This is a genomic window from Butyricicoccus sp. AM78-15b2TA (genome assembly GCF_027665985.1).
Classification (GTDB): domain Bacteria; phylum Bacillota; class Clostridia; order Oscillospirales; family Butyricicoccaceae; genus Agathobaculum; species Agathobaculum butyriciproducens.
Genome location: NZ_JAQEHY010000016.1, coordinates 3,923 through 23,028 on the forward strand (window position 1 = coordinate 3,923; position 19,106 = coordinate 23,028).

At 49.9% G+C, this 19,106-nt stretch carries 15 protein-coding genes and 1 pseudogene; 9 read left to right on the forward strand and 7 right to left on the reverse strand.

Going from position 1 to position 19,106, the window contains the following annotated elements; genetic code table 11:
* Positions 1-8: 8 nt before the first annotated feature.
* On the reverse strand, positions 9-671 hold the full coding sequence (locus tag PGS25_RS12800; RefSeq protein ID WP_270385824.1) for an HI0074 family nucleotidyltransferase substrate-binding subunit: 663 nt from the start codon (positions 669-671) through the stop codon (positions 9-11).
* A gap of 56 nt (positions 672-727) precedes the next feature.
* On the opposite strand from PGS25_RS12800, the gene PGS25_RS12805 reads away from it, so the two are divergent.
* Positions 728-1,309, forward strand: a complete 582-nt coding sequence (locus PGS25_RS12805) for a recombinase family protein (RefSeq protein WP_270385823.1) — start codon at positions 728-730, stop codon at positions 1,307-1,309.
* Between the two features lie 335 nt (positions 1,310-1,644).
* On the opposite strand, the gene PGS25_RS12810 is transcribed toward PGS25_RS12805, so the two are convergent.
* The 4 genes from PGS25_RS12810 to PGS25_RS12825 form a co-directional block, all read right to left on the reverse strand.
* On the reverse strand, positions 1,645-1,908 hold the full coding sequence (locus PGS25_RS12810) for an S-layer homology domain-containing protein (RefSeq protein ID WP_118361718.1): 264 nt from the start codon (positions 1,906-1,908) through the stop codon (positions 1,645-1,647).
* Positions 1,909-1,924: 16 nt separating this feature from the next.
* Positions 1,925-3,730, reverse strand: coding sequence for a PHB depolymerase family esterase (locus tag PGS25_RS12815; protein WP_270418954.1), 1,806 nt, complete (start codon positions 3,728-3,730; stop codon positions 1,925-1,927).
* Between the two features lie 14 nt (positions 3,731-3,744).
* Positions 3,745-5,139 carry an MFS transporter gene (locus PGS25_RS12820; RefSeq protein ID WP_117488314.1) on the reverse strand — a complete coding sequence of 465 codons (1,395 nt, stop codon included), beginning with the start codon at positions 5,137-5,139 and terminating at the stop codon, positions 3,745-3,747.
* Between the two features lie 227 nt (positions 5,140-5,366).
* A complete protein-coding gene (locus tag PGS25_RS12825; protein WP_270418956.1) occupies positions 5,367-7,814 on the reverse strand; it encodes a GH39 family glycosyl hydrolase in 2,448 nt (815 codons plus the stop codon).
* A 169-nt stretch (positions 7,815-7,983) separates the two neighbouring features.
* On the opposite strand from PGS25_RS12825, the gene PGS25_RS12830 reads away from it, so the two are divergent.
* The 4 genes from PGS25_RS12830 (at position 7,984) to PGS25_RS12845 (ending at position 10,552) form a co-directional block, all read left to right on the forward strand.
* Positions 7,984-8,409, forward strand: a complete 426-nt coding sequence (locus PGS25_RS12830; RefSeq protein ID WP_270418957.1) for a MarR family winged helix-turn-helix transcriptional regulator — start codon at positions 7,984-7,986, stop codon at positions 8,407-8,409.
* Positions 8,410-8,421: 12 nt separating this feature from the next.
* Positions 8,422-9,048, forward strand: a complete 627-nt coding sequence (locus tag PGS25_RS12835; RefSeq protein ID WP_117488320.1) for a YczE/YyaS/YitT family protein — start codon at positions 8,422-8,424, stop codon at positions 9,046-9,048.
* Positions 9,049-9,338: 290 nt separating this feature from the next.
* Positions 9,339-10,139, forward strand: coding sequence for a hypothetical protein (locus tag PGS25_RS12840; RefSeq protein ID WP_117488322.1), 801 nt, complete (start codon positions 9,339-9,341; stop codon positions 10,137-10,139).
* A complete protein-coding gene (locus PGS25_RS12845) occupies positions 10,136-10,552 on the forward strand; it encodes a hypothetical protein (protein ID WP_117488325.1) in 417 nt (138 codons plus the stop codon). Before PGS25_RS12840 ends, PGS25_RS12845 begins: the two co-directional genes overlap by 4 nt.
* A 63-nt stretch (positions 10,553-10,615) precedes the next feature.
* Here PGS25_RS12845 and PGS25_RS12850 read toward each other — a convergent pair whose 3' ends face one another.
* Positions 10,616-11,938: an ATP-binding protein gene (locus PGS25_RS12850; protein WP_270418959.1), complete on the reverse strand. Its 1,323-nt coding sequence runs from the start codon at positions 11,936-11,938 to the stop codon at positions 10,616-10,618.
* A 209-nt stretch (positions 11,939-12,147) separates the two neighbouring features.
* Positions 12,148-14,025 (reverse strand): hypothetical protein, encoded by a 1,878-nt coding sequence (locus PGS25_RS12855; RefSeq protein WP_270418961.1) that lies wholly within the window; start codon positions 14,023-14,025, stop codon positions 12,148-12,150.
* 130 nt (positions 14,026-14,155) lie between these two features.
* On the opposite strand from PGS25_RS12855, the gene PGS25_RS12860 reads away from it, so the two are divergent.
* The 4 genes and pseudogenes from PGS25_RS12860 to PGS25_RS12875 form a co-directional block, all read left to right on the forward strand.
* Positions 14,156-15,793, forward strand: coding sequence for a hypothetical protein (locus PGS25_RS12860; RefSeq protein WP_270385673.1), 1,638 nt, complete (start codon positions 14,156-14,158; stop codon positions 15,791-15,793).
* On the forward strand, positions 15,790-17,889 hold the full coding sequence (locus PGS25_RS12865) for a hypothetical protein (protein WP_270385672.1): 2,100 nt from the start codon (positions 15,790-15,792) through the stop codon (positions 17,887-17,889). The genes PGS25_RS12860 and PGS25_RS12865 overlap by 4 nt, the downstream gene beginning before the upstream one ends.
* Positions 17,890-17,966: 77 nt before the next feature.
* The gene (locus PGS25_RS12870; RefSeq protein WP_270418963.1) at positions 17,967-18,215 is read left to right on the forward strand and encodes a hypothetical protein; all 249 of its coding nucleotides are present in this window, start codon (positions 17,967-17,969) and stop codon (positions 18,213-18,215) included.
* A 128-nt stretch (positions 18,216-18,343) separates the two neighbouring features.
* Positions 18,344-18,933, forward strand: a pseudogene (locus tag PGS25_RS12875) (BRO family protein); the annotation flags it as partial.
* Positions 18,934-19,106: the final 173 nt, after the last annotated feature.

A 19,106-nucleotide genomic window follows, 5' to 3' on the forward strand; every position in this document is an offset into this window, starting at 1 on the left:
TATTGCACTTAACCACGTTTCAACTGCTCAATAAGATTATCAAACAGCGACACAAACTCGCTCTCAATCTGCGAGTAAATTTCCTGCGCGGTTGCATCATCGTAAATGTGCGAGGTCTGGTTGCGGGCATTCAGCAGTGCAATCCACGCCTGTTCATCGTCAATCAGGCCGTACGAGAACGCCTTGCGCATCGTTGCTTTCGGGCTGTTTAGTTCAGTAAAACCTTGATCGAGCAAAAACTCGCGTGTGGTTTTCCACGCCAGCTCACAGGTGAACTCAAAGCGCTGGATTACACCATCGCGAATGATTTTGGCCGGATTCTCTTGATGCGCCTGCACGCCTTCGCGCAAGCGCTCTACAGCATTGGTGAGATTTTCGAATTTCGTATTGTAACGGTCCAGCAAGCAAATCCCGTCCTTCTCTATATTTTCCAGCAATGCGGCATCGGTGTGTTCGCTGACAAACACCAGATCGACCGAATACAGCGAGTCCAAATCGTTTTCAACAGCATCGCTGAATTGCGCACGCTGTTGCGGTGTGCAGCCCCATACCGCAAAGTCGTAGTCGCTGCGAGCATGATGATCGCGGCGGGCGCGCGAACCGAATAATACCAGCTTCGGCACACCAAAGCGGTGCGCCAACCGTTTTACCTGTTCGATTGTCTTATCCATCAGCGTCACCGTCCTTATTATTTTCATTATACCATATATTCAAGGAGAGATACACAATGAAAATTGGCTACATTCGCGTCAGCACCGAGGAGCAGAACACCGCTCGGCAGGAAGTCCTGCTGCGCGAACTCGGCGTTGATGAGATTTTCATCGACAAGGCCAGCGGCAAGAACGCCGACCGTCCAGAGCTTACCCGCATGATGGAGTACGTCCGGCGCGGCGATACGGTTATCGTGGAGTCAATCAGCCGGTTCGCACGCAATACGCGCGACCTGCTCGACCTTGTGGAACGGCTGACCGAGAAACAGGTGGAGTTTGTAAGCCGCAAAGAGGCTATCGACACGACCACGCCGACCGGCAAGTTTATGCTGACTGTATTCGCAGCGGTCGCGGAGCTTGAACGCGAGTATATCTTGCAGCGCCAGCGCGAGGGAATTGCCATCGCCAAAGAGCAGGGCAAGTACACCGGTCGCAAGCCACAGCCCTTGCCGGACAACTTTGAGCGGGTGGTCGCTCGCTGGCGTGCAGGAGAGGTTACCGCGGCTGAGGCCATGCGGCAAACCGGACTAAAGCCAAATACTTTCTACCGTCGGTGCTCCAAGGCTTCTTCTTTACCTAAACGCATGAAATCCAGATAATGAGAAAGTTATAGAACGAACGTAGAAATTTCAGCCTGCGCTCGTCAATGATGTATTGGGATTTTACTGAATCAGCCATTGATAATTCTGTCATCCGTCAATCACATATTCGACAAAGTCCCGTGCGTCTTTAATCTGATAAATGAGCAGATCTCATTTACCAAACAGCATTTTACGACACTTTTCTGTTGCGAAAACACTCGAACGCAAGATTGAATATTATACTCAAATAGCACTATAATGCGATAGCTTTTATCTTGAATCTCAGGAAAAAATACAGCCGGGTCTTCCGTGATTGAGAGGCCCGGCTGTATTGTGCTGTAGAATTTACTTTTTTACTTGCCCATTTCGCAGTAGCGCATAAGGATTGCGGCTGCCTCTGCACGGGTTGCGTTATTCTTCAGGTTCAGCTTACCGTTAGAGCCATTCACGATGCCGTTGGCAACCGTCCACTGCATTGCGTTTACAGCATAGCTGCTTACGCTTGCAGAGTCGGAGAAGCTGTCCAGCGAACCGCTTGCGGTCGGAGAATCAGAATATTTTTTGATAAGAAACGCGGCGAAGGCAAGCTGTATTTTACCTATATGACAGCGGCGCAAAACAAGTTTTGCTCATCTATACTCCTGGGTTATATTTGATCTCGCCGTCCACACGGGAGAATTTGCTGAAGAACTCCTCCCAGATACGGAAGCTCATCTCGGTCATGGTCGCATGCGGCATGTAATCTACCCAGGTATAGTTGACCATCGGTGCACCGTCCTCGCGAGCATAATGCAGATCGTGCCAGCGACCGTTTACCTGCCAGCCGTCCTCCCAGTTTGCGGGAAGTTCGGGTGTCAGATGGTTGTTGCCGCGCCAGATGCGGATGCTGTCGCCGGTCGAGTTGGTATCGGTCGGGATATTGGGCAGCAGCCACGGCTCCTGCTCGCCGCCGAACATCCAGATTGGGATCGGACAATCCTTGCGGTTATGGATTTCCGGCAATACGCGGATATCCATGCCAAATCCCTGGAACAGCACACCAGAGCACGGTGCCGCTGCTGCGAACACCTCCGGCATAGTCATGGCAAGCACCTGCGTCATTACCGAGCCATGCGAATGACCGGTCGCGTATACGCGGGTACGGTCGATAGCATGGTCTGTGCATACTTTTTCGAGCAGTGTGCGGAAGAATAGCAGTTCATCCGGACCATTCGGCGCGGTGTGCATGAAATTCCACGCTGGCAGTGCAACATTATCCGGACTGCTGGCCACAGTTGTTGCTTCAATGGTGCTGGGTGTTGCGGTCGGATGTACAAGGATGAAGCCGTGCTTGTCAGCTACCTTGTACCACTCCGAGTTGCCGCAGTAGATTTCTGCCGAGCAGGTATAGCCGTGCATCGCAAACACCAGCGGAACCGGCTTTCCAGGATTCTGCTTGACCTGTTCCGGCACATAAACGTACCATTCGCGCATCCAGCCGCCGATTTCCTCGCAGTGGTATTCCATGCCGAGATCGGCTACCGGATCCTTTGTCACGCGCAGGTCGCCGCCTGGGCCGCTCATCCAGCGGCGCTGCCGATAGAGGAAATCCTTCCAAATACGGCGCAGCAACAGATTGGCGTAATCGGCTGAACCGCCGGGAATCGTGCTCATGCAGACGCGGAATGCTTCCTTCTCCTGATTGGGCGCATAGGGAGGCTCAGCCGAACGAATATATGTTACCGTATCCGGCGAAGTCTGTTTGCCATCTTCGGTGATGCCGCAGGAACGCTTCCAGTAGTCCGCGGTGCCGTTGTCTGTGCCGACCGGGCTTTCTGGATCGTTAATCACCCATGCAGGCATCGGGATATCGCTTTTTTTGAGGTTCAGACGATGTGTTTCGTCGATAAAGCCATCCAGATTGGTGCAGAAGTCCTCTGCCGCGGCCTGACGGTAATTCTCGTTCACCTGCGAGCCGCCGACCGTTGCCACGCCGGCCCATACCGCCGGATTATACATCGCGGCCATATTTGCCAGCACACCGCCTTCGCGGCAGCCGGTCAGGTAGAACTTGGCTTCGTGTACGCAGAACTTGAAGCGCTGCGCACCGGCGAGATACACCTGCTCGATATAGGCTACATCGCCGTTCGGCTTGCCGTATGCTTCGTCTGTGTTCCACACACCGTTCTCCGGCTCGAGGAAGAATACGATCAGCTTTTCCTTGGTCTCCTCGGTGTCCGCAATCATGCGCCACCAGCTGTCGCGCCAGAGATCATCGGCGGTCTTGCCATTTTCCGGCAGGATAAACACGCCTGCCGTCGAAGGACGCGCACCCTTCGGAATATACACCAGATAGCGACGTTCTTTTCCGCCAACCGTTACTTTTTCTTCAAATGTACCCTGATAGAGCGGCTTGAGCGGGTCTTTCGGGTCTACTTCATATTGATAGTTCTGATACATTGCGATTCTCCTTGTCAGTCTGCCTGCTTGAGCATACCCTTGTTCTCCATGTCACGAATCATGCCGTCATAGTTTTTCTCCAGCTTGTACGCCAGCATCAGCGCGATAATAATCGCCCAGGCGAATACCGTGCCCCAGATGTACAGATTCTCGACCATTGCTACTGCGGACGGAATTTCCTGCGCCAGACCGGTAAAGCCGGACTTGTCCATCAGCTGACCGATAATTGCACCGGTGATGCCGCCGCCGAATTTCTGGCCGACCGTTGCAGCGCTGAAAATGAGAGCCTGTACGCGAACGCCGGTCTTCCAGTGGCCGTAGTTGACAACGTCAGCCATCATGGTAAATACACAGCCGAACAGCGGGGCCTTGCCGATGCCGCGGATTGCAGCAACAGCGGCAACAAACGCCGGATTTGCCGGGACCGCCAGCAGCGTCAGCTGAGCGACCATGGTCAGAATTGCACCGGCGAGAACCAGATTGCGCTTGCCGAACTTCTTGATGAACGGCGCGAGAATCATGATAACGACTACCTGCGGGATGTTTTCCGCCAGATTGAGCACGCTGTAATATTCGTTGTTGCCGAGAATGTACTGCGCGTAGTAGGTTGCAACCGTGCCGTTGACGGTCTGGTAAACCGCAAGGAACAGGGATGCGAACAGGATCATAAGGAAGTACTTGTTGTGAATGAGTGCGCCAAAACGAACGCTTGCCGGCAGCTTTTCTGCTTCCTGTGCTGCCTGGGTGTTGACGCGTTCCTTGGTGCCGAAGAAGCACCAGAGAAGCAGGCCGATAGCGACTACCGAGTAGATGAGCGTTACCTTGATCCACGCTGCCTGATCGCCGCCCATGCGGTTGATGATGGGCAGGGAGGCCGCAGAAACGATCATGTTGCCAATCGGCGACATCGCCATGCGGAACAGGTTGATGCGGGCAAGATCCTGCTCGTTACTGGTCATCAGCGGAGCCATTGCGCCGTAGGGCAGATTCAGTGCAGTGTAGACAACCGTTGTACACAGGTTATAGGTGATGAAAATGTAGATGGCCTGCACAGCCGCTGTTGCATTTGCGGGCAGACAGAACAGCGCTACGGCGGAAATGCCGTACGGAAGTGCCATCCAGAGAACCCACGCTCGGCCTCGTCCGTGCTTGGAATGCACCTTGTCCATGATGAGGCCGATCGCCACATCGGAAATACCGTCAAAAATACGCGAAATGAGCATTATCATACCGACCATAGCCGCCGATACGCTCATGACGTTGGTGTAGAAGTACGTGATCAGACCGCTGGTGAGTGCGAATACTACGTTGCATGCAACATCGCCCATACCGTAGGAGATCTTTTCAAAGATGCTGGTTTTTACATTTGTGCTTGCATTGCTCTGCACAGTCTGTCTTGTTGCTGCCATGTTTTTCTCCCCTTTTCTTTTTCTTTCTTATGTGAGCGTTTTCCTGCAGGTCTGCTCGTTTTCATGCTTACAGTTTACTCGCAAATGCGGAGAAGGAATACAGAAAAGCCGGAATATCGCTCCCGATATTCCGGCGGTTTCTCTGCGTGACAGAGTATTTCTGTATGATGGAGTTCAGTTTTTCGATATCAGACTGCAAAAATGACGGATTTCCTTGCGCGGGTATCTTATCCATCCCGCTTTTTCAGCACAATCAGACGTACCTCATGCGGCTCCAGTTCCGTCTGCAGGTGTAGCGCACCTGCGGTATCCGCATCTCGAATTTTACAGAGCGGCTGTGCCATATCGTTTAAGTAGTTTAAATCCTCCGGCGTCATGACTCTGGGCGCTTCCATTTCCAGCCATTTGTCAAATGCTGAGCCTGCCGACCGGTTGAGCGTCCAGCTTTCCTGCCGATATACACCCGGGTCCAATCCGCAGAGTTCCAGCTCGATTTTGAGCCGTCCGTCAACCTCGAACACCTTGTAGGCATCGTGTGGGTCGGTCAGCTTCTGATAGCGGTAGCGGTACAGCGCATCATAATGGCAGTAATGGTACAGATAGACTTGAATCGTGTTTTCGGTTCGGGAGACAAACCATCCCTCACCGGAAGCGATTTTGCGCTCACCGATTCGACCCAGCATCCGCAAGGCCTGATAGCCGGCCTTGGGTATTCCGTTGATAGTAAACAGACCGTATCCGCCATGAAATACGCCGCCCGGTACCAGCCATTCGTCAAGAAAGTCGGTCAGCAGCCAGTAGCCGAGATATTCCGCCTGATCATAATTCTGCAGAACATTTTTGATGAGCCATGCCGCTTTGTAACAGGTATCGCCTGACAGATCACGCTGCCACAGGGTAGAATTCCACTCCTCAACTACAACCGGACAGTCTGCAAAGCCAATTTCCTGTCGGATGCGGTTCAGCCACTGCAGAAAGTGCAGGGTAAAATTCTTGTCCTTACTCAGCACCGACGGCATCGAGGTCTGTTTAGAGGTAAAATAGAAGAAATCACTATCTTGTGAAAAGTCTTCGTGCGGATAGCATTGTACCGTGATGAAATCCGGCGGACAGCCGTGCTCCTTAACATCGAGAAGAAACCGACGCAGACCGTCCGGTGCAAGTGCAATACCCGGAAAGCATCCGGCACCTCCCAGCTTTAGTTCGGGATCGATCATTTTAATCGTCTGATAGGTCGCTTCAAACATCTTGCAGTAGTCCTCGTGTGACATGACCGGCGCGGTATACTGCAGTCTGCTGTAATTCATCGAAAACACGGTGAATCGCCATTTGCGCACGTTCGCCAGACCGTATTTGTCAATCCAGTGCGACAGGCATGCCTGCACCAACGCCTGCCACTTTTCCGAATCATTGTACATGCTGATACAAATTGCCGGATTGTCGAACACGGTATACTGCGTTTTTGCCAATTTAGACGGCATATAACCGAGCTCCACATACGGAATCAGCCCAATCTCTTGAATGAAGTCGAACAGCAGGTCGGCGTAGGCAAAATTAAACCACGGTGAACCATCCTCGTTTTCCTGATAAATATGCATATCATCATCGAAAATGCCGTGAAACCGAAGATAGGTAAAGCCAATCTCCTTCTGCGCACGACGCAGCTGCTCCTGCACCGAGCCGATCAGACCGTCATGCGCGTAGCCGATGTTCACCATCTGTCGCCAACTCTGGCAAATCGGTTCGCCATCCTGCGTCTCAGGCAGACGAACCGTCTTGCGAATGACAGTCGGTGCACTCTTTGAATACAGGCTTGCGCCGTCTGCATACTGCAGCAGTTCCTGCAGCCAGTCCGAAACATCCTCTTTAGGCGGCTCCGGTGTATCGGCAGACTGTTTCAGCTGCTGACGGTATTTGCCCGGTGTGCACCCGTAGGCTTTCTTGAAAAAGTCGATGAACGAGTTATCGCTCTTAAAACCGTTTCGATAGGCAATTTCGGTTACTGAGTCCGTGCCTTTCAGATCATTGACCGCATGAGACAGCCGCAGATCGACCAGATACTTGGTAAATGTGGTTCCCACATACTTTTTGAACACACGCGAGATATAGCTGTCCGATACATACAGCTGTGCCGCTGTCTCGGACAGGGAAATCGACTGGTTCCACTGCGTATGGATCATTTTCAGTGCGGATTCCAGCAGTTTCAGCGTGTTGATGCTATCTTCCGGCTGAACCGAGTCGGTTGTGGAAAAGCGGCTCCACAGCAGAGAGGCTAGCGATACCGCCTGCCGCTGCAGTTCCACCTGATCAGTCTGCTGAAAATACAGCCGGAACAGTGTCGCACACCGTCTGCGAATGTCCTGCGCGACCGAATCCGTCAGTGTACTGCGGGACAGATAGCAGTCGATCATCTGCCGCTGCGGCCAGTCAGCCTTTTGCAGAATTTCAGGCGAAAGCGTGATCTGCAGCACGCCTGCATCCTCTCCGCTAACAGTGCGGTACAGCGTGAACGGAGATACGGCGTATACCTCAGAAGCACCGATGGTGTAGTTTTCCTGCGCAGTGGAAATCGTGTACTGTCCATGCAGACCGAAAAACAGCGATACGCCTGCATCCATTGTGATCGAAATATTCTCGTGATGCAGTACACGGAATATGATATGCCCCTGATCCATTATTCAACGCCTCCTGCCGCAGTGCCTTGCTGATAGCAACAGCATAACACAGCTTCAGCAGATTTGACAACCGGAATTGTTCGGCGGGGGAAGAATTCGTCTTGACAGAACGGCACTCTTCTGATAATATACAACGTATTGTATATTATATAAAAATCTGGTGATATTCATGCAGTCAACCTATATTCTATCTCGAAAGATACAGAAACTATCGAATACCATTACACAGCGGCGCAATCGCGATCTGAAAAAACTTGGTCTGACTGCCGAGCAGGCAGACGCGCTTCTGTTCTTCCACGCCCATCCGGAAAGCGCCGCCGCAGACTTGAAAACGCACCTCAGTGTGACGCATCAGGCAGCACGTGCCATTGTGGAACGCATGGTGAACAAGGGGCTGCTCATCACACGTGTGTCTTCGCATGACGCGCGGTACAAAGTGGTTACGCTTACCGCGCAGGGGGAGGAGCTGCACGAGACCATGCAGCGCAACTGCACCGACTTCGGCGATGTGCTGCTCGATCATATCAGCGCGGAGGAGCGGGATACACTGCTCAAACTCATTACTCAGACGTTGGACAATCTGAAAAACAGCTAAAGGAGAATGCACATGGAAACAACTGCAAGCACCGGTAAGCGTGCCGTTTGGTACATTGTCGGTCTTAATCTGATCGCGGTGGCCGTTGTGCTGAACGTGCGCTACAACGTCGGTGTGGCGGCATTCAGCTCGGTTATGTATGCCATTTCGGAGATTTATCGCATTTCACTCGGCACCGCGTCTATCATCTGTTATCTGATTTTTGTAGTGATGCAGTGCATTCTGTCGCGCAGAATTACACTTACTTATCTGCTCGAAATCCCGCTTTCGTTCGCATTCGGCGTGCTGACCGATGTGTACGATTGGCTCATTCCTGTGCTGCCGTTCGCGCTGCCCACGCGGCTGCTTTGCTTTACGCTGACCATGTTTGTCACCGCGGCCGGCGTATTTCTGTGCGTGAGGAGCAAAATGGTGCTCACGCCGACAGACGGTATTGTGAACACCATTTCCGAGGTATTTCATCTGCGGTTTTCCGCGGTCAAGAACTCGTTTGACCTTTCTATGGTTGCAATCAGCGCCCTGCTGTGTATCATCAACCACAGCCCGTTTTACGGCATCGGTGTAGGAACCGTGCTGTCTGCGCTGATGCTCGGACGTATTATCAAGCTGTACGAAGTGCTGTGGCGCGTAAAGGCATAACGCAGATTATGTATTTCGTGTTTACACAGTGCAGATATCGCCTTCGCTCCGATTTTTAGTTATAGATTGAATTACAGATTTTCTTCTCAAAACTTCATAATCCCAGCTTTCAGCACGCTCTACTCCAGGCTGACCTTGACGGTCGGCAATCATTTGTTTCTCTCAAAAAGAGAGCTGACTTTCTGGATATTCATGAGCGTTTTCTCGAAGTATATTGTTTGTGCCGCTGCTCGACAAAGAAATCTCTTGCGCCTAAACAGTCTAAAACGATATAATATAGGAAAAGGCAGGTGGACGGTTTGAACGAAATCCTCGAAATCACACCCGGTATTCCGCTGATGTTATCCAGCACCAGCAAGGGTGACGCAATGAAATGGTATCAGCCGGAAACGAATTGCTATCTGAAAGCGAACCGCGTCGATCATGGGCGTGAATATCAGGATGCCATTGCAGAAGTCATTGCTTCGCGTGTTGGTGAACTGCTGCATATTCTTGTCGTGCAATATCAGCTATGCCATATTCGGATAGACGATGAAAAACTTCTGCTTGGTACGATCTCACACAACTTCTGTTACAAGAACGAGAGTTTTATTTCGTTTGAAACTATGGTGGAAAGTTCGGATGAGCCAATTCAATGGGCTGTTTCCGCAAAAGAAAACTATGCGCTCGTCATTGACCTGTTTCGTACGCTGACCGGGCTGGATGCGCGAGACTATCTGAACACCATGCTGCTGTTTGATTTCCTGATCTGCAATGAGGATCGTCATTTGAATAATTTTGGCGTTCTCAAGGACGAAACAGATGGTTCATACCGTTTTCCACCGTTGTTTGACAGCGGTTATGCACTTGGTTTCATGCAGGCGGAGCATCGTCCGGTAGAGCAGTACCTGTATTCCTGCAAAGCAAAACCATTCTCTACGAGCTTTTCCAAACAGCTGCACTTGGTAAATCAGCTCCCGAGCGGGATTGTCCTGCCGGACAGCATTCCGGATACCGTATTCGATGGTCTGCCGCTGTCTGCACGGATGCTCGACTATTGCCGTACGATTCTGCAGATAAGATTGCAGCAGCTAAAGGAGTATTTCGCATGAAACCTGTTGATTTCACAATCTATTGGGAAGAGACGCCCGTAGTACAGGTCTGCTATGATGAGAATAACAAGCCGCAGTTTACGGTGCTCAATCCTTCCCATTTGCCGGTGCTGCTGTTCGGCATGAACGGCAAGGCGACGCCGACGGCTGCACGGCTGGATAAATTCTTCGCCGACCGGTGTTTCCCATCCACGCGGCAGAATGCCAAAGAGCTGCTCGCCATCGCCGGACTGACGCTCTACCAGCCGAAGCTGATCTGTCGTAAGACACACGGTATTGTCGCGCACGATCATTACTGGATTCGCTATGCGGACGATCCGACTGACCTCAGCTATGCTTCGCTGATGCAGGAGATGAGCAAGGCAGTGAAGGCTGTTCCCGGCGATACACCGTCACAGCGCCACATCGGATAAATTTGATATTCAAAAGTAACCGCCAGGTTTCTCCGACATGAGGAACCTGGCGGTTATCTTTTGTTATTTACTTTCCAGCAGCCAATCAATCAGATTCAGCGACTTAATTCCTTCGTAGGACGAATCTAGGCCTGGATTGAGTGAAAGCACGATTTTTTCGTAGTTGTCTGCGATTTTTTGCAGCGGAGCAAGCTCACGTGTACGTACGGTTTCACTCTCCATAGATTCCGTTACCTGCACATACAGCTTCTCATCGGCCTTGGTTGCAATGAAATCCACCTCGGCAGTGCCGACTTTGCCGATGGCAACATCATAGCCGCGGCACAGCAGCTCGAAGTAAACGACGTTCTCAATCGCGTGGCCGCTGTCACGGTTGCGGAAACCGAGCAGATAATTGCGCAGACCGATATCTACGATGTAATACTTGCCCAGTGTGCGCAGAAATTCCTTTCCCTTGATATCAAAACGCTTGATATCGTAGAAAAAGTATGCTTCAAGCAGCGCATTCACATAGGCCTGAACCGTATGCGCACTGGGCTTTGTCTTGCGGTGGCCCTCGTCGAGCAGGCCTTCGTTGACCAGCGTATTGCCGATGGAGGATACGGAAACCGAACTGCCGATATTATCTGCTAAAAACAGAATAATTTTTTTGAGCAGAATGGCGTCTGTGATCTGTCGCTGACCTCTGCGCTTTTCGCGCTCTAGAATATCGCGCACAATAACGGTCGAATAAATGCCGTCCAGCAGGGTAAGGGCCTTGTCCTGTTCCAACCCGACATCTGCAATACCCGGCATGCCGCCGTACCGCATATAGGCGTCAAAAATCTCACGCAGCTCGTAATGGGTACCGTCGGCATCAACTGCCTGCTTTTTCGTACCGCCGAGCGCGCTTTTGACCTCTTGAATAGTGAAACCATGGAAATCGATAAACTCTGCAAACGACAGCGGCAGCATTTTGATTTCCACACAGCGGCCGGACAGATAGGTGGAATATTCCGACGAAAGCAGGTAGGCGTTGGAGCCGGTGATGTAGATGTCGCAATCCAAATCCACGCGAAACGCATTGATCGTGTTTTCCCAGCCTGCCATACGCTGCAATTCATCGAAAAACAGATACATCCGCTTGCCCGGCAGCGAACGCTCTTTCACATACTGATACAGGTCATCTGAGGTCATTTTGATGAACTCGTAGGATTCGAAGTTTATTTCGATGATCTGTTCATCATTGACACCGTTCTCACGCAAATGGGCAGCCATCAGCTTGAGCAGACTGGATTTGCCGCAGCGGCGGATGCCGGTCACGACCTTGATCGGCTCTGTGTCCTGAAAGGCGATGAGCTTGTTTAGATAGATATCTCGTTTTCTGAGCTTGTGCGAAGCGATCATACGGCAACCCTCCTGATAAAAGCATAGCATAAATGATTTTAAATTTCAAGCTTATGCTATGTAATGCACAAATTATATAATTAAATATGTTTTGTGCAATTAGCATAGCCGTAGATCGGCTTGATGATTCATGCCACTGAAGGGGGTCTTGCTATTGAGTATAAGGAACAGATATCCCCCCTTGATAGATATTCGCGCACTGCAAGGATTTAGAGCAGCGACAGCATCTCCTCGCGCAGGAAGTAGATTAAGTTGCTGATCATTTGGTAGAAGGCAGCGGCAGCGATGTGGTTGCGCAATTCTTTTGATGAAGTCTCAGAGTCTAGTAAATTAATATATTTGCTGATCCATGCTAAAAAGGCAAGTTTATTGACAGAAATCTTTATGAATTCAATATACTCATTTGCTGTCCAGTCACGTCTTACAAGCTCGTTCCGCATATGCAAAATGTCAATTTGCTCATTCGGTGATATAACGGAATGATTGGACAGATAATTTCTGAACCATTGAGGATAGAGTAAATCTCTGTGTGCTTCAAGCATTTCAATAAATTTTGTAAAATTTTGCTCTAATTTGTTTCTGGCGGTGTCACCTTCGAGGAATATGCCCGTAGGAATATTTAGTTCCTTTCGCATCGCAACTGCCGATAAATTAGTTCGACGAATATCAAAAAAATCGCATATTTCTTTATATTTTTCTGCTAATTCGAGTTTTTCTTGTGAACTCTCTTCAATGTTGTCTGTCCTTATGCTCAGTGTCCATACATTGTTTGCGGGAATACGTTGTTTTTGCAAAGTGAATAGCATAGAGTGGCAATTATCAATAGAATTCTCAATGGATGCTGACGGCGTCACATCGCAGCTGATTGCCAATTGGGTTCTGGGCTCTAAAATTCGGTTTAATGACAAAAGGAGTTCTCCGAATTCATCGTGATGGAGCCAGTTTTTCACCGCATTTCTCTCATCGCTGGATAACGTTTCATAACAAAAGTTTGAAATATGGAGAGACGATATTTCATCTATATCATATGTTTCGTCTGCTGTGTTATCAATCCAAGAGTCAGACATGATGTCTTGATCTTCATATTGTGGATCATGATAGTCATCTTTATATATTTCGGGCTCTATCGTGTTTTCGCAATTACGGATCTCTTGACTAATCATGAATAGCTGTATGCGCATATCCATATTATCAGTAGCGTACCCGGATATTTCTTGCCAGATATTGGATTTGCGTAGTGTCTCAGTGTTTGGGCTATCCGCATGGTTGACAAGAGCCAGTGTTTTAGCAATATCATTGAACAATTCATAGTATATAGTTGAAGAATATCGATCTTTTTCGATTGCAGTGAACGACAAATTAGGATACAAGACATTGCTCGGCTGCTCATCAATCGATTGTTCTGCGGGATTAAAGGTTAATATAAACTCATGTCTTTTCACAAACATGAAGAAGAAATAATAATTGAGTACAGGTAAATACCATGAGCAATTTGCAATTGCTGCAACCAGTAACTTCAAATGTTCAAAAATAGTAGTTGTCATGCGGGTAATGTCATTATGATATATCTGCTTGTGATATGCGCAAAACAGTTTAGCAAGCTCATAAAGCATGTCTTGGCCTTCGGCGAGGAGCTTGCGCTGTATGGAGGCTTTGCGTTCTTCATTTTCACCGTTTGCTGTTCGAAATCTTTTGATTTTCCTTTTGGTATGGTCATAGTAAACTCGGAACATTTTATATTGATCTTGAAGGAATTCAATGTGTGTAGCATTTAATATATTTTTGCTTTGTGCAAAACAAACCGTTTCTACCCAAGATTTTAGTTGCCAAAATACAGATAAAAAACAATGATTATTCGGTTGCATTTTGCTTGTTTCAGCCAATATCAACAGGAGTAAAATGCTAATGGATAAAGAACCTGGTTCTCTCAATTGTCGATATATCCATTTTTTGTGAACAATATATGTTTCTAATTCCTTCGTTTTCGACAGAATACGAGAATAATTATAATTATTTGTCTTGATTTGTTGAAACTCAGAAAATAGTTCTTCGGTAATAGTAATTAATGACTTTGAATTTTCATACATACCATTTTTGCCTCTTTCATATTTTATTTTTTCGTAAGTATTCGTAAGGCGTTGTTAACGATGCGTATGGTAAGATACTTGTGAGCTCAAAAAAACAGGCGCCTGAATCACTTTTAGGAGGTATTTACTCATGTACAACTCAGCTAGTGAGATAATAGCTATTCATAAAAAGAATGGTGGTGACATCGCAAACTTCGGTGCGCCCAGCGATTACGACCACCTCTATGTCATCACCCAAGGCGATTTAACGCTCGCGTATGCTGCACGCGGCGGCAAGTGCCTTGTCGAGATTCCCAAGAAGGAGTTCAACAAGCGTCAAAAGCACGCAGACATTGAGTATATCAATGTTTCGCTTGACTCGGACGCGGCGCTGCTGCCGCCGTACTGCTGGCGCGCCAGAGATTCGGACGCATTCCGGGCGCTGTTCCAGCTGCCGGAGCTGTGCCAGAAGAACGCCACGCTGCTAATGCTGTTCGTCCTGTGCATTGCTGCACCGTTGCTCTCTATTCTGTACCCGCTGTTCGGCGGCAGCATTGCCGCTGTACTTACCGGACTTCAGACTGCGCCCCAGGTTCTGCAGGAACTCCTGTGGGCTTGCGGCGGTCCGGACGAATACGAGGACAAGCATTGGGTGGCTAGTGTACCGCACATCTGGCAGCCGCACTGTGAACTTGGTGCGCTTCAGCCGAGCGATGACCTTGTAGATTATGCAGTGCTGGAAATTACTATCCACAAGAAAAGTATGACGCTCCCGGCACCGGTTGTCAACCGTCTGGTTGCATTAGAGAACGGCATTCCACAGTCTGTCGTTAACGCGGTAAACAAGAATTATCCGTTCTCTATTCCGGTGGTATTGGGACGTAAAGTGTCGGGCAGTGAACGCATGACGTTTACGTTGGACGGCAGTGAACTGCAGGTATACGATCCTGCAGTGCTGCAGGAATTTACCGAGTACAGCTCCAGTATTCCGTGTGTTTTGCGAGACTTTGCGAAGTACTGCAATCGAGATGTCGAACGGTTTGTCAATAATATTACAAAGCTTGTCTCGCACTTTGTTCCGCGCGAACAGAACGGAAGGTATATCTGCGAAACGGTCGATGCCGAAACGAGGATTAAAGCCATTCTATTGGCGGTACTGCAAGTATTCATACTTTGGAGTATCGAACAGGATTACTGTACCAGGCAGGATGCTGATGTGTTCTTTCGCACAGTTTGGGGCGCGATTCTCCCCGAAACGTCTCCCAAACCGCCGGAAGACACCACTGCAAAGCTCAATCCGGAAAATGCGTACACCTTCCTCCTGTTTTTCAAGAAGTATCTGCATGACCACATTGCAGGTATCCGTAAGGAAGGGGAAACATGGGATTCGCAGTCGGTGGCATGGCTGCGTACGCTCAAGAATCAGACAACTCTCTTGTTGATCTGTGGTCGCAGGAGCTTGCTCACCGCATATAAGGACTGGCTGCAAGAGAGGGACGTGGAACTCGACATTTCTGCCGAAGCGGCGTTGCAGGCAGCTTTAGCAGAGGACGGCATTCCGTTCCGCACTGGCGGACGCGATACGACGTGGAAGTACAAGCTGTCACCTGCTGACAAGCCGCTGCCCTGTATGGGTGTCGCTCTCAATGACCTGCTTTCGCTGTTCAAACAGCATGAAATCAGCATCGGGAATGACCTTGGGAGCCTGTTTTCACTCGAATCGGACGACTGCAAAGCCGAAGCTGATTTTGTTGCAGAAATTGATGAATCGGAGGAGAATGAGGTATGAAAGATATCAAAAAATCTGCTGATTCGAGTTTCGGTGAAAACGAAGAGCTTCGGGCATTGGAGTGGAGCGCGCATTCTCCGCACTGTATTTCCGACTTGACGGGACAAGTGATGGACGAGCTTGACGAGTACTTTTCTACACGCGGGGTAACATATATATCTGGGCAGCGCGAGCTGCTCAGAGATACTGTCCGCCTGATGCTTGGCGAGGCGGAGGTGCCAGTCACAACCATTCCGCTCCTGCCGGGGATGGGCAAGTCTACGCTAGTGCGTGCGCTTGTCAAGGTGCTGACGCGCGAGTTCGTTCGTATGAGTGATTACGCCAAGTCGCTCGGCGGCGTTATCCTTGTCGTTGAGAAAACCGCCGAGGCGTACGAGCTGCGCGACTTGATACAGGAGAACGCTCCTAACCGCGATCTCGTTCGCGTGCTCGAGAGCCCGAACGATTTTAATATTGCCCATGGCGGCTGTCAGCGCAGCGATGTGCAGACGCGTGCAGAATGTCCTGGAAAAGATTGCCCTCAGGCGGCAGAATGCAGATTGCTGCATGCCGCTGATAAGGCCAATCAGACACCGTTCCTCGTCTTTATGCACGCTCGATACGATCAATATTATATCGAGAATCTGTCTGCTCTGCGTGAGTGGAGTTCCGGCGAGGAAACGATTTACACGCGCAAGCTGCTGATTGTTGATGAAGCACCGAATCTGATGAAAGTTTCTAAGCTTTCAACGAGTGTGATCGCTGCCTGTGAAGGAATGATTTCGACGCACGAACCCAGCTATAATCTGAGCTGGGACAAGCAAAAACAGACGCTGCTGAGCACGCTGAACTATTCGCTCCGTATTCCGTTTCAAAAACTGCTTCGGCAGTATAAAGCGAACGGAAGTCGCATTGCAGTGACAACATCGGACGATTTCAATGCGGCAGCATTCGATTGGAGCAAGCTGGATCCGTTCTGCGATCAGCTGGAGCGCTATGCCGGTTCGCGTTCCGACGAAATTATTGAGACGGTCAGCGTACTATCAAAGCAGCCCTCTGCCTATCAAATCGGTCAGGAACACGAATTAACGGTTCCGCACTGCCGCCCGTTCGACATACGAGATGACTTGCGCACGTTCATTTTGAGCGGTTCAGCGTTTCTCTCGCCTGAATTGTATGAGAATCCTGAAGTCGATATACCTTCGGCAAATGTGCAGGAATCGTATCAGCGGCTCACCATTCATGTGCAGCGTTCCGACTCCCGGTTCAGCGTCAGCAAGACCGCGATGGCGCATAAACCGACTCGGAACGTACTGACGGTATGGTTGAAGAACAAGCTGTCCGGTATGGCAGGGCACAAGGTCCTTGTGGTTACATACAAGGGCTACGCGAAAGAGCTTTGGGATGCCCTGAGCGAGTTCCACGATCGTCTGATTCCGCTTCAAGCGGATGACAACAGTGGACCCAAAGAGAGTCTGCCGTATTTCGGAGGCATGAACGGATCGAATCGATACAATGAAGCGGATTGCGTGATTTGTGCCGGTTTGGGCCGTTTCGACTCGGAAGAATATTTCAATCGAGCACTGGCATTCGATTTCGACGGCAGTGCGTGGGGCGAATTCGAGCAGGCGTGTCTCGATCCGAGTTTCCGGAATACAGACGATCTGGCGTGCGTACAGAAAATGAGAAATCTAACGATGGCGCGCGATCTGGTTCAGCTTGTATTCCGCAGTACGCTGCGCAATCATGGCGGTAAAGAACCAGTTTCTCTGTGGCTGATTCAGCCGCCCGAAGAGGTTGTCATGCACGTTCGTGAATCGTTCAGAGACTGCCAACATGACGAGATTTCCGAATTACCGTTCGAATGCTTGTCCGAACTGGCAGCCGGCCGAACCTTTCAAGGAAAACCGACCCATGCCTCAAAGCTGCTCAAATGGCTCGCGGATTGGGACGGTTCCCCAATCTTGATTGCAGAGGTCCAGGGACAGCTCGGTATGAAGCCGGGGCAATGGAAAGAAGCTCGGAAGAACGCGGCTGTCAAGGAAGCGTTCAAGCATATCGAAACCGAGGGTTCGGGCAAAAACTGCAAAATCAAGCGTTCTGAAAACGTTGAATGAGCGGCTATATATTATAACAATGAAGCAGTATAAACCTGTATTGAATTTGGAACAATGCACCTGTAGGAGGGATAATTATGCAAACCAAAATCCACGAACCGACCCAAATCGTTGAAGTCATGCTCACCCACGCCGAGCAGGCAGACGAGGCGGTCAAGAAGCAGCTCAAGGAGCTGTACGCACAGTACAAGGGCACCAAATACACCGTTGTGGTATTCCTGTCCGGCAAGCGGGATCTGTATGGGGATACACGCGATCTGCTGCTGTTCAATCGCCGCCGTGCTGCCGAGCGGGCAGTGCAGGCACGCAAGGCGGCAGGGCAGTGAGTGCGGTCAGGCAGAGGAGGTTCCGCTTCCTCCTCTGCCAAATTTTTTGCCGCTTGCAATGATGAATGAACTGATGTACAATATTATCTACAAAGATATATTTGAATGCAGATATATATGGCAATGCAGATGTTATTGCCGTTTTGACAGAAAGCGCTGACTCAGCAGCATACTGGCGCAAGCTGAAGCAGCGGCTCAAAGCAGAGGGAAGTGAAACCGTGACAAATTGTCACGGTTGAAAATGCGGGCGGCTGACGGTAAAAAACGCCTCACCGATGTTGTCAACACCGAGCAGCTTCTCCGCTTTATCCAGTCCGTGCCGTCGAAGAAGGCTGAGCCGTTCAAGGCATGGCTGGCCATGGTGAGCCGTGAGCGTATCGAGGAAACCATCGACCCAGAACAGGCTATCGACCGAGCGCTTGAAACATATCTCAAAAAGGGTTACACTGGGGAGTGGGTACATCAGCGGCTGCTTGCTATCCGCATCCGCAACGAGTTGACGGATGAATGGCGCATGCACGGCGTGCAAAAGGGAAGAGAGTACGCGATTCTCACGGACGAGATCATGCATGCATGGACAGGGATGAGCACCAGACAGTATAAGAACCTCAAGAGCTTGAAAAAGGAAAACCTTGGCGACAATATGAGTGATCTGGAGCAGGTCACGGACATTGTAGTCGATACGGCAGCTTTGCCGGAACGGAATAAGGAGAAAGATAAGAATGAGTCACGATATTGCCAATCGCGGCGAGATTCTGCTGTACAGCGATGAAAATGGCAGAGAATTTGTCAATGTTATATTCAAAGATGAGACATTCTGGCTGACGCAGAAAGCCATGTCTGAACTGTTTGATTGTACGACAGATAATATCTCACGGCACCTCAAAACAT

Excerpts from the sequence above, each read along its gene's own strand:
- PGS25_RS12800 (WP_270385824.1), bottom strand. The coding sequence starts at position 671 with ATGGATAAGACAATCGAACAGGTAAAACGGTTGGCGCACCGCTTTGGT.
- PGS25_RS12805 (WP_270385823.1), top strand. The coding sequence starts at position 728 with ATGAAAATTGGCTACATTCGCGTCAGCACCGAGGAGCAGAACACCGCT.
- PGS25_RS12815 (WP_270418954.1), bottom strand. The coding sequence starts at position 3,730 with ATGTATCAGAACTATCAATATGAAGTAGACCCGAAAGACCCGCTCAAG.
- PGS25_RS12820 (WP_117488314.1), bottom strand. The coding sequence starts at position 5,139 with ATGGCAGCAACAAGACAGACTGTGCAGAGCAATGCAAGCACAAATGTA.
- PGS25_RS12825 (WP_270418956.1), bottom strand. The coding sequence starts at position 7,814 with ATGGATCAGGGGCATATCATATTCCGTGTACTGCATCACGAGAATATT.
- PGS25_RS12830 (WP_270418957.1), top strand. The coding sequence starts at position 7,984 with ATGCAGTCAACCTATATTCTATCTCGAAAGATACAGAAACTATCGAAT.
- PGS25_RS12835 (WP_117488320.1), top strand. The coding sequence starts at position 8,422 with ATGGAAACAACTGCAAGCACCGGTAAGCGTGCCGTTTGGTACATTGTC.
- PGS25_RS12845 (WP_117488325.1), top strand. The coding sequence starts at position 10,136 with ATGAAACCTGTTGATTTCACAATCTATTGGGAAGAGACGCCCGTAGTA.
- PGS25_RS12850 (WP_270418959.1), bottom strand. The coding sequence starts at position 11,938 with ATGATCGCTTCGCACAAGCTCAGAAAACGAGATATCTATCTAAACAAG.
- PGS25_RS12855 (WP_270418961.1), bottom strand. The coding sequence starts at position 14,025 with ATGTATGAAAATTCAAAGTCATTAATTACTATTACCGAAGAACTATTT.
- PGS25_RS12860 (WP_270385673.1), top strand. The coding sequence starts at position 14,156 with ATGTACAACTCAGCTAGTGAGATAATAGCTATTCATAAAAAGAATGGT.
- PGS25_RS12865 (WP_270385672.1), top strand. The coding sequence starts at position 15,790 with ATGAAAGATATCAAAAAATCTGCTGATTCGAGTTTCGGTGAAAACGAA.
- PGS25_RS12870 (WP_270418963.1), top strand. The coding sequence starts at position 17,967 with ATGCAAACCAAAATCCACGAACCGACCCAAATCGTTGAAGTCATGCTC.